This window comes from Micromonospora sp. DT178, from assembly GCF_049841695.1.
Classification (GTDB): Bacteria; Actinomycetota; Actinomycetes; order Mycobacteriales; family Micromonosporaceae; genus Micromonospora.
The window spans coordinates 156,463-167,122 of record NZ_JBNCKV010000018.1; the positions used below are offsets into that span (position 1 = coordinate 156,463).

The 10,660-nt window shown below is 75.0% G+C and carries 7 protein-coding genes, 1 rRNA gene and 1 pseudogene; 5 read left to right on the forward strand and 4 right to left on the reverse strand.

Annotated features, from left to right (window positions below; all coding sequences use genetic code 11):
* The first annotated feature begins 47 nt into the window (after positions 1 to 47).
* Positions 48 to 1,259: a glycosyltransferase family 4 protein gene (locus tag ACLQ22_RS26905; protein WP_425694764.1), complete on the forward strand. Its 1,212-nt coding sequence runs from the start codon at positions 48 to 50 to the stop codon at positions 1,257 to 1,259.
* Here ACLQ22_RS26905 and ACLQ22_RS26910 read toward each other — a convergent pair.
* Entirely contained in the window at positions 1,244 to 1,438 is a 195-nt protein-coding gene (locus ACLQ22_RS26910; protein ID WP_132238409.1) for a hypothetical protein, read from the reverse strand. The genes ACLQ22_RS26905 and ACLQ22_RS26910 overlap by 16 nt on opposite strands.
* Before the next feature lie 139 nt (positions 1,439 to 1,577).
* Positions 1,578 to 3,143: pseudogene (locus ACLQ22_RS26915) on the reverse strand (hypothetical protein); the annotation flags it as partial.
* A gap of 86 nt (positions 3,144 to 3,229) precedes the next feature.
* Between ACLQ22_RS26915 and ACLQ22_RS26920 the strand changes: the two are divergent.
* Together ACLQ22_RS26920 and ACLQ22_RS26925 are read left to right on the forward strand one after the other, a co-directional pair.
* Entirely contained in the window at positions 3,230 to 4,489 is a 1,260-nt protein-coding gene (locus ACLQ22_RS26920) for a polysaccharide biosynthesis protein (protein ID WP_425694765.1), read from the forward strand.
* Positions 4,490 to 4,578: 89 nt separating this feature from the next.
* The gene (locus ACLQ22_RS26925) at positions 4,579 to 7,041 is read left to right on the forward strand and encodes a DUF5005 domain-containing protein (protein ID WP_425694766.1); all 2,463 of its coding nucleotides are present in this window, start codon (positions 4,579 to 4,581) and stop codon (positions 7,039 to 7,041) included.
* Positions 7,042 to 7,083: 42 nt separating this feature from the next.
* Here the strand turns inward: ACLQ22_RS26925 and nudC are convergent, their stop codons facing one another.
* Positions 7,084 to 8,004 carry an NAD(+) diphosphatase gene (gene nudC / locus ACLQ22_RS26930; RefSeq protein ID WP_425694767.1) on the reverse strand — a complete coding sequence of 307 codons (921 nt, stop codon included), beginning with the start codon at positions 8,002 to 8,004 and terminating at the stop codon, positions 7,084 to 7,086.
* A gap of 179 nt (positions 8,005 to 8,183) precedes the next feature.
* Between nudC and ACLQ22_RS26935 the strand changes: the two genes are divergently transcribed.
* A complete protein-coding gene (locus ACLQ22_RS26935; protein ID WP_425694768.1) occupies positions 8,184 to 9,998 on the forward strand; it encodes a VanW family protein in 1,815 nt (604 codons plus the stop codon).
* A gap of 86 nt (positions 9,999 to 10,084) precedes the next feature.
* Entirely contained in the window at positions 10,085 to 10,471 is a 387-nt protein-coding gene (locus tag ACLQ22_RS26940; RefSeq protein ID WP_425694769.1) for a hypothetical protein, read from the forward strand.
* Positions 10,472 to 10,586: 115 nt separating this feature from the next.
* Here the strand turns inward: ACLQ22_RS26940 and rrf are convergent.
* A 5S ribosomal RNA gene (gene rrf, locus ACLQ22_RS26945) occupies positions 10,587 to 10,660 on the reverse strand; the annotation flags it as partial.

Below are 10,660 nucleotides of genomic sequence, written 5' to 3' on the forward strand. Positions count from 1 at the left end.
CCCATAGTGTGACGCGACGCGAAGACTACTCGGCAGTAGGAGTAAGTGTGGAAGCACCGCCTGCCGCCACCCGGCACGTACTTTTCCTCAACTGGCGTGACACCCGGAACCCGGAGGGCGGCGGTTCGGAGGTGTACGTCGAGCGGATCGCCGGTGAACTCGTGCGCCGGGGCCACCGGGCCACGCTGCTCTGCGCCACCCACTCCGCCGGCCCCGCCGAGGAGGTCACCGCCGCCGGCGTACGGGTGCTGCGGCGCGGCGGCCGGCACACCGTCTACCTGCGCGCCGCGCTCGTCTACCTGGCCGGCGCGTTGGGCCTCGGGCCGCTGACCCGGCGGCGGGGCGGTCGCCCCGACGTGATCGTGGACGTCGGCAACGGCCTGCCCTTCCTGTCCGCCCTGTACGCCCGCCGGCCGGTGATCGCGCTGGTGCACCACGTGCACCGCGAGCAGTGGCCGGTGGTGCTGGGCCGCTGGCTGGCCGGCTTCGGCTGGTGGGTCGAGTCCTGGCTCGCCCCGCGCGTCTACCGCCACTGCCAGTACGTGACCGTCTCCACCGCCACCCGGCAGGAGCTGGGCACCCTCGGCATCGACCCGTCCCGGGTCGCCGTCGTGCACAACGGCACGCCCGACATGACGGTCGGGCCCGTGCCGCGCACCCCGCACCCGTCCCTGGTGGTGCTCGGTCGGCTGGTCCCGCACAAGCAGGTCGAGCTGGCCCTGCACGCGCTCGCCGGGCTCGTCGGCGAGCTGCCCGGGCTCACCCTCGTGGTCGCCGGCCAGGGCTGGTGGGAGCCGCAGCTGCGCCAGCTCGCCGGAGAGCTGGGCGTCACCGACCGGGTCCGGTTCACCGGCTTCGTCAGCGACGCCGAGAAGCGGGAGCTGCTGGCCAGCGCGTGGGTCGCGCTCACCCCCTCGCTCAAGGAGGGCTGGGGGCTGACCATCGTGGAGGCCGGGGCGGTCGGCACGCCGACGGTGGCGTTCCGCGGCGCCGGCGGCGTCGAGGAGGCGCTCGTCGACGGCGAGACCGGCCTGCTCGCCGACGACGTCGACGACTTCGTCGCCAAGGTGCGGCTGCTGCTGACCGACGACGGCCGGCGCACCACGATGGGCACGGCGGCGCGGGCGCACGCGGCCCGCTTCACCTGGCCGGTCTCGGGCGAAAAATTCGCGGCCCTCGTGACGAGGGCCGCGAACGTTCGGGCTGTGGTGCCGGCGGAGCAGTTGGAGCCGGTGGAGCCGTCCTACCTCGTGCCGTAGACCAGCGGCTTGTTGGCGCCGCCGCCACCGCCGTCCGAGCTGGTCCGCGCGGCCTGCTCGGCCTTGGCGGCCTCGGACGACGAGGTGCCGGTGAGGGTGGTGGCCAGCGCCACCGACCCGAAGACGCCGAGAGCGACCGCGATCACTCCGGCGAGAACCAACGAGAGAGCACTGCGCATGGTGCTGACTTCCTCCTCGTGAGCTGCGTGCGCGGGACGTTACCACCAAGTAGCGTCAGTGGGGAGGGCCGCGAGGACGATCGATACCGGCCCGGCGGCGGGAACCGGCGGCAGTTCACCGCGCACCGGGGCCGCGCGCGGCCGGGTTCTCGTACAGGGTCAGGTCCTCGCCGGCGTACACCTCGCGCAGCCCGACCAACGCCGCCGGGTCCGCCCGCTGCCCGCCGGCCACCCGCTGCACCACCACCCAGCGCACTCCGGTGTCCCGCACCGGGGCACCGGCGTCGAGCACCCGCCGCACCTGCGCGACGCGCGGGTTCTCCCCGCTCACCTCGCTCGTGCCCACCCAGAGCGTGTCGTCGACGAGGACGTCGGCGTCGACGTAACGGGGCAGCGGGTCGAGCACCGTCCGGCCCCCGTTCCAGGGATACGCCCGGTAGGAGCCCAGCGGCAACGAGAGCACCTCGCCCGGTTGGCCGTCGAGGCGGGCGGCGACGGCGTCCCAGTCCGCCGGATAGGCCACCGGCCGCAGCCGGCCGGCCACGCCGAACGCCAGGTCCGGCAGCACCACCACCGGCAGCGCCAACGCCCCGGCCAGCACCGCGCCCGCGCCGGCCCGCCCGGTCCGGCCCGCCGCCCCGGCCAGCCGTTCCGCCCCGAGCGCGAACCCCAGGGCGACCAGCAGGGCGTACGGGACGAGGAACTTCTGCCCGTCGCGCAGCACCCCGGCTCCCGGCACCGCGGCCACCAGCCACTCCAGCGACGCGCCCAGGCCGGGCAGCACGCCCAGGGCGGCGAGCAGGAAGCCGCCGGCCGCCAGCACGGCGAGCCGGTCGCCGAACCCGTCCGGCCACCGGCGGCGCAGCGCCCGGTAGCCGAGGACCGCCAGGGCCAGCACGACGGCGGTGGCCAGCGGCGCCAGCGGGGACGACCGGCTCGCCGGCGTGGTCTGCGCGTTCCAGATCCCACCGGTGCCGGCCAGGGCGCCGAGGGCTCCGCTCCAGTTCTCCGCCCGCGCCGCGAACGCCGCCACCCCGTCGGGGTCGGTCCGGGCGTCCGCCCTGGTCAGTGCCGCCGCCACCAGCCAGGGCGCGTTCAGCAGCAGCACCGCCGCGATCGCGATCGCGCCGACCCGGCCCCCGCCCCGTCGCGGCACCAGCACGACGGTGGCGGCCAGCGCGACGAGCCCGCCGGTCGGGGTCACCGCGGCGAGCGCGGCGGCCAGCACCAGCAGCGGCAGGGCCCGCCGTCCACCGGCCCGCAGCCGGATCACCGCCAGCACCAGCCAGGGCAGCGACGCGTACGCCAGGAGCAGGCCCCAGTGCCCGATCAGCAGCCGCTCCGCCAGGTAGGGAGTCCACGCGTACCCGACGGCGGCCACCAGCCGGGTGACCGGGTGCCGGGCCGGCACCAGCAACCCGGCGCCGACGGTGGCGAGCAGCAGCACCGCGACCAGCGCCAGCCGCTGCACCAGCCACCCGGGCACCGCCTGGCTCGCCAGCGACACCAGGGCGTCCAACGGCACCGCCCGGGGCAGCGAGTCGGACGGGGCGACGAGTTCGGCGCGCCACGGCTGGTGCGGCACGAAGACCATGTCGTAGCTGAGCACGTAACCGGGTGCCGCCAGCGGAGCCAGCACCAGCAGGGTGACGGCCAGCCCGAGCCCGACGAGCATCGACCTCTCCCGCAGGGTTGACCTCCTCATTACGCTGACCGGGCGTGGCACCGGCGTGGCGCCACTGTACGCGCGCCCGTTGCACAGCCGGGAGTGCCGGCGACACGGGACGGTTGATGGGTACGGATTCGGAGCAGCCCGGCCGGGCGACCGGTATCGGCACCGCCGGCGTCGCGGTGACGCTGGCCGGCGTGTTCGTCAACGGGCTCGCCTACGTGGTGCCCGTCCTCGGCGCGCGGCACCTCGGTGCGGCGGAGCTGAGCGCGCTCGCCACGCTCCTGGCGTTGGGTGCGATCGGCGGCGTGGCCAGCACCGGGCTCCAGATCGCGGTCGCCGTGCACCGGGCCCGGCACGGTCGCGCCGCCACCGCCCGACCGACCCTGCTCACGGTGCTCGTCTCCGCCGCGCTGCTCGCCCTGGCGCTGCCGGTGGCCGCCGTCCAGCTCCGGCTGTCCGCCCCGGCGGTGCTGCTGCTCGGCGTGCTCACCGTGGCGGTCGTGGCGGCCGGCCGCTGGCTCGGCGAGTTGCAGGGCGACCAGCGCTTCCTGCGCCTCGCCGGCGGCATGGCGCTGCTCGGCGCCGGCCGGTACGGGGGAATGGTCGCCGGGCTCTCGCTCGGCGGCGGGCTCACCGGGTCGCTGCTGGCCGGCGCGCTCACCTCGGTCCTGGTGCTGGCCCTGCTGGTACGCCTCAACCGGGGCGCCGGCGTCGACCCGACCGTGCCCTCCCTCGCCACCCGGACGGTGCTCACCGCCAGCGGGGCCACCCTGGCGATGCTGGTGGTCTCCTACGCGGATCTCCTGCTCGCCCGCCGCTTCCTGCCGCCGGACGTCTCCGGCACCTACGCCGTCGGCACCGTGCTGACCAAGGGGGCCCTGTGGGCGCCGCAGGTGGTGACGGTGATCGCGCTGCCCCGGCTGGCCAGGGGTGACCGGCGGGCCCTGCTCACCGCGCTGGCCCTGGTCGCCGGCGCCGGGGCGGTGCTGGTGCTCGGCTCGGCGCTCGCCGGCGGGCTGGCCTTCCGCCTGGCCGGGGGCCCCGCCTACGCCGCGGCCGGCCGTCACGCCCCGCTCTTCGCCGCCACCGGCGCCCTGTACGCGGTCGTGTTCATCCTGGTCAACGCCCGGGTAGCGGCATCGGCCCGGTGGCCCGCCGCTCCGCTGTGGACGTCCACGGCGATCTTCGTGGCCGCCGTCGCGACCGTCGTGCCGCGGACCGTCGCCGGGATCGCCGGGGCCGCCCTGGCGACGGCGGCCGTCACCGCCGTCGTGACCGGATTCCTGACATTGGCCCGCGAACGGGACAGCAGGCCGAAACGCACCCGTACGGCCACTACCACCCCAGCGGGAGGACATGTCACAGTGCGGGACGGATAACCAGGAGACGGGGGTTTCTGGTGAGCGTCAGCACGGCCACGACCGGATCCGGGCCAGGGAAGGGCCGCACCCACGCACGCTGGTTGCTCGTGTTGTACGCGACCGCGCTGGTGCTCACCCTGACGGCCGGCGTACCGGGCCGGGCGCGGGCCGAGGGCGGCATGTCGGCCGACCGGCTCACCGCCCTCTTCGAGCGCTACGGCGACACCTCCGGCCGGTGGAACGGCGCCGACCGGACGGCCTCGGTCCGGCTCCCGGACGGCCGGCTCCTCTGGCTCTTCTCCGACACCTTCCTCGGCCCCGTGGGCCCGGACGGCTCCCGCCCCCGCACCGCGTCGTTCATCAACAACTCGGCCGTGGTGCAGCAGGGCGACGAGCTGCGCGAGACGGTGCACGGCGGCACCGCCGACGACCCCGCCTCGCTGGTGCCGCCGCCGGCCGCCGACCAGTTCCACTGGATCGGCGACGCCCAGGTCGTCGGCGAGACCCTCCAGGTGCTGGTCAACCGCTACCGCCGGACGGGCGACGGCCCGCTGGACCACGTCCTGCTGGGCACCTCGCTGGCGACCTTCGCGCTGCCCGGCCTGACGCCCACCGGGGTGCGGCCGCTGCCGCTGGGGGAGCACGTCTCGTGGGGCTCCACCCTGCTGCGCGACGGCGGACACACCCTGATCTACGGCACCGAGGCGAGCGGCGAGACGAAGTTCGCGCATGTCGCCCGGGTCGCCGGGACCGACCTGAACGGCCCGTGGGAGTTCTGGACGGGCACGGGCTGGGCGCCCGCGGCGCACCGGTCCGCCCGCATCCTGAGCGGGGTCGGCACGTCGTACGGGGTGCAGCGGGTCGGCGACCGGTACGTGCTCGTGACCCACGAGAACAACCTGGTGTTCAGCGCCGACCTGGTGGCGTACTCGGCCGACGGGCCGACGGGTCCGTTCGACGGGCCGGACTACCTGCACCGCGCGCCCGAGACCGAAGCCGGGCACCTCGTCTACGACGCCGACCTGCACCCCGAACTGGCTCGTCCGGGCAAGCTGCTGGTCTCCTACAACGTCAACAACGTCGACGACGCCGTGACGTACGCCGACGCCGGCCTCTACCGGCCGCGCTTCGTCGAGGTCGACTGGCCCCGCCCCCGGCCGGACCGGGCCGACGTCCCGCCGGCGCCGGCGGCGCTCACGGCCGAGGCGCGGGGCGCGGGCAACGCCGAGCTGCGGTGGCGTCCCGTCCCGACCGACGACGAGCTGCGCTACCTGGTGCACCGCCGGAACGTGACCGCCGGCCAGACCCACTTCGTGCGGATCGGCGAGCCGACCGCCGAGCCCCGCTCCTCGGCCGACTTCCTGGTCAACGGGCACCAGTACGAGTTCCGGGTGACCGCCGTCGGGCGGCGCGGCGAGGGCCCTCCCTCGCCCGTGGCGCGGATGACCGCCACCGTGCCGCCGCCACCGCCGCCGGGCGGGGTGCGGGCCGAGGCCGGCCGCACCGGGGACGTCGCGGTGCACTGGGAGCCGGTGCCGTTCGTCCAGCTGTTCCGGCTCTACCGGCGCGACGTCACGACGGGGCAGCGGGAACCGGCCCTCGTCGGCACGTTCACCGGCACCAGCGCGACCGTCGGCTCGCTGTGGCACGCCCGGACGTACGAGTTCACCGTCGTCGCGGTCGGTGGCGGCGGGGACAGCCCGCCCTCGACGCCCGTCCGGGCCACCGCCTCGGTCAGCCCGCCGGCCGCGCCGGCAAGGCTGACCGTCCAGGCCCAGCCGGACGGCAACCTCCGGCTCCGCTGGGCCAGCCTCGGGCCGGGCGTCTCCTACCGGGTCTACCGCCGCGACGTGACGGCGGGCCGGAGCCGCCCCGGCTCGCCCGCACTCGAGACCCGGCCGAGCCACCTCGCCCGCTACCTGGAGCACGGCCACGAGTACGAGTTCGCCGTCAGCGCGGTGGACCGCGACCGTGAGGGTCCGCTCTCCCCGCCGGTGCGGGCGCAGGCGCGCTTCACCGCGCCGACGGTGGTGCCGACCGACCTGCGGGTGTCGAAGATCGGGCTGGGCGAGGTGGAGCTGACCTGGCGGTCGGCCAATCCCGGCGGGTGGCACCGCGTCTACCGGCGGGACCTCACCGCCGGGGAGCGGGAGTTCACCGAGGAGGAGGTGCCCGTGCAGGGCACCGAGGCCACCATCCGCCAGCTGCGCAACGGTCACGAGTACGAGTTCGTGGTCGCCGCGGCCAACCAGGCCGGCGCCGGGCGGCAGAGCAGGCCCGTCCGGGCCGTCCCGCGGCTGCCCACGCCGGCCGGGCTGGCGGCGACGGCGGCCGGCAACGGCGAGGCCCGGCTGACCTGGCGTCCGGCGGGGCCGGGCCTCGCCTACCGCGTCCAGATCCGGGACGTCACGTCCGGCGGGGAGTGGCGGACGGACCCGGTGCCGGTCGGCGGGACGGACTTCACCGCCGTGCTGCTGGTCCGCGGGCACCGCTACGAGTTCCGGGTCGCCGCCACCGACGGCGTCGACACCGGTACGCCGTCCGCGCCGGTCGCCGTGCTCGTCCGCTGAAAAACCGGCGGCGGCCGCGTCGCGCGGGAGGAGCTGGCCCGGTCAGGCCCCGGCGGCGAGCCAGGAGTGCAGCAGGTGGTGGTCGATCGAGTCGGCGCGGCCCAGCGGCCGCCCGGCGGCCGCCCGCTCGCGCAGCTCGTCCCGGGTGAACCAGCGTGCCTCCAGCAGCTCCTCGCCGTCCACCCGCACCTCCTCGGACGCGGCGGTGGCCCGGAAGCCGACCATCAGGCCGGCCGGGAAGGGCCACGCCTGCGAGCCCACGTACGCCAGGTCGGTCACCGTCACGCCGGCCTCCTCGGCCATCTCCCGCCGGACGGCGTCCTCCAGGCTCTCGCCCACCTCGACGAAGCCGGCGAGCGTCGAGTACGCCCCCTCGGGCGCGCCCGCGTGCCGGGCCAGCAGGCAGCGGTCGGGGGCGCCGGGCGCCTCGATCAGCACGATGACCGCCGGTTCGATCCGGGGGAAGAGGAGCCGACCGCAGTCCGCCCGCGCGCACGACCGGACGTGCCCGCCGCCCCGGGCGACGGTCGACGCCCCGCACGTGCCGCAGAAGCGCTGCTGGCGGTGCCAGTGCAGCAGCCCCCGCGCGTACGCCTGGACGGCCGCCCCGGCCGGGTCGAGCCGGCCCACCAGCGCCCGGACGTCCACGGCGGCGTCCGCCTCCGCCACCTCGACGGCGGCGGCCTCGGGCAGCCCGGAGAGGTCGACGGCGAAGACGGCCGAGCCCTCGTGCATGCCCAGGAAGACGGTCTCGTCGGCGACGGTGAGCGCCTTGGCCGCCCGTTCCCCGGTCAACCGCACCGGCACGTCCCCCGCGACCAGGCAGCGGTCCCGCCAGAGCGGCAGCAGGGTGCTCGCCGGGTTCGCGAGCAGCGCGCCGATCCGTTCGGGGTCGGCACGCAGTTCCCCCGCCCGGTCCAGCCAACCGCCCCCGTACGCCAGGACCGCCTCGTCCGCTCCCATGCCCCTACCGTGCCATGCCCGCCGGCCCGCCCGGACACCGGCCGGTGTCCCCCGACACGCCGTGCGACACGCCGCGACGCGACGGGTGGGGCGCTGGCTCCCGCCCCGGCGGAGCGCCGGTTACCGTAGGTGTCTTCCGGGCGGAGGCGTGCTCCCCCGTTGTGGTACGTCCGATCGAGGTGACCGTGACGCTGTACGGCGAGCAGACTCCACCCGCCGACGACCGGCCCACCGTGCAGGTCAAGGCTGTGACCTGGCCCGGTGACGAGCCGGAGCCGGCCGCGCCGGCGGGCAGGCCGGGCGGGTCACGGTCCCGCCGGTTCCGCCTGCTGTTGGCCGCCGGGGCCGCCACGGCGGTGCTGGCCTCCGTGGCGGGGGCGGGCGCCTACGCGTACGCCGGTGACGTGCCGCGCGGGACGACGGTGCTCGGCGCGGAGCTGGGCGGCCGGAGCCGCGCGGACGCCGCCCGGGAGCTGCGGACCGAGCTCGAACGCCGCGCCGGCACGCTCAACGCCCCGCTGTCGGTACGCGTCGGCGAGCGGACCGCCACGATCGACCCGGCCACCGTCGGCCTGGCGGTCGACGTCGACGCCACCGTGGCGGCGGCGGCCGAGGCCGAGGCGCACGCCGTCGACCGGCTCGTGGGGTCGCGGGCGGTGCAGCCGGTGGTGACCGTGGACGCGGCCCGGCTCGACGCCGCCCTGGAGAAGGTCGTCGGCGACCAGGGCCGGAAGATGACCATGCCGGCGATCACCTGGAAGGGCACCACGCCGAAGGCGGTGCACCCGAAGCCGAGCCTCGCGCTGGATCCGGAACGGTCCGCGCAGGTGGTGCGGGAGGGCTGGCTCAGCGGCCAGCCGGTGACCGTGCCGCTGGTCGAGACGCACCCGGCGACCACCGCCGAGGAGGTGGACCGGCTGGTCGCCGAGCTGGCGAAGCCGGCCGTCGCTGCCCCGGTCACGCTGACCACCGGCAAGGGCTCGGTGCAGATCCCGCCGAAGGCGATCGCGAGGAGCCTCCGGTTCACCGCCGACAAGGCCGGCAAGCTGACCCCGCAGGTCGACGTGAAGCGGCTGCGGGCCGCGCTCGGCGGCGACCTGGCCGCGATCGAGGTGCCGCCGAGGGACGCCCGGATGACCATCTCCGGCGGCAAGCCGAAGGTCGTCGACGGCAAGCCCGGGCAGCAGCTCGACAGCGCGGCCCTCGGCCGCGACCTGCTCGCCGTCCTGCCGAAGGCCGACGACCGGAAGGTCACCGGCGAGCTGAAGCCGGCGGAGCCGGAGCTGACCGCGGAGAAGCTGGCCGGCCTGGGCATCAAGGAGCGGGTCTCCACCTTCACCACGCACTTCACCGGTGGGCTCTCCTCGCCGCGCAGCCAGAACATCGTCACGATCGCGAAGGACGTGGACGGCACGGTCGTGCTGCCCGGCGAGACGTTCTCGCTCAACGGGCACACCGGCGAGCGCGGCTACGCCCAGGGCTACCGGGACGCCCCGGTCATCCTCGACGGCAAGCTGGTCCCGGGGGTTGGCGGCGGCACCTCGCAGTTCACCACGACGCTGTTCAACGCGACGTACTACGCCGGGCTGGAGGACGTCGAGCACAAGCCGCACTCGTACTGGTTCAGCCGGTATCCGGCGGTCATCGAGTCGACCATCTTCTGGCCTGACCTGGACTTCAAGTTCCGCAACAACACCGAGCACGGCGTCCTGATCGACACCTCCTACACGTCGAGTTCGATCACCGTGTCGATCTGGAGCACGAAGATCTGGGACAGCGTGAAGACCGAGTACAGCCCGCGCCGCAACATCACCCACGCGAAGACGGTCTACCTGGAGCCCGGCCCGACCTGCATCCCCGCCAGCGGCAGCCAGGGTTTCACCCAGGACGCCTTCCGGGTGTTCAAGAAGGACGGCAAGGTCGTGAAGCGGGAGAAGTTCACCTGGCGCTACCTGGCGGAGCCGCGCTTCATCTGCGCCCGCGAACCGTCCTGACCACCGCGTGAACGCGCGGAGGTGCGGAGGTACGGCGCACCCGTCCTGTAGAGCTGCCCGCCCTGTAGAAAAAGGTCGGTGCCGCAGTGGCAATTTCGTTCACGGCGGAGGTTGACCAGTTCATCACTGTCGCGACGCAGTTGAGCAGGGAGGACCTGGAGCGGGTGTACGAGTTGCGGATGGCGGTGCGCCGGGCTCACGGACGGCAGCCGAAGCCGAGCCTGTCCGCTGCGGCGTTCAGCAAGCTGGACAAGCGCGTGCGGGATGACCTGCGCGCCCGCGGCCCGCAGTTCTGGGCGTACCGTGTCGGGGCGATCAGCGAGGCGATCGTGGCGACCCTGAGCGCGGCCCGTGCGATCTGGAAGCCGGAGCAGCTCACGCCTGAGCAGTACCACTTGATCGTCGGCCCGTTCGAGCAGGTCGGAATGACTGTGCCGGCACACCCGGACGATCCGCCACGGCCTGATCGTTGACACAGTCGCCGAGCGGCGTTCAGCTCGGCGCTGACGCGCTGGCGCCTTTCGGCCTCGAATTGGTCCGTAACGCAGTTCAGGGCCACCCCGAAGGGTGACCCTGAACTGAAAGATTGTCCGGCGGTGTCCTACTCTCCCACACCCTCCCGAGTGCAGTACCATCGGCGCTGGAGGGCTTAGCTTCCGGGT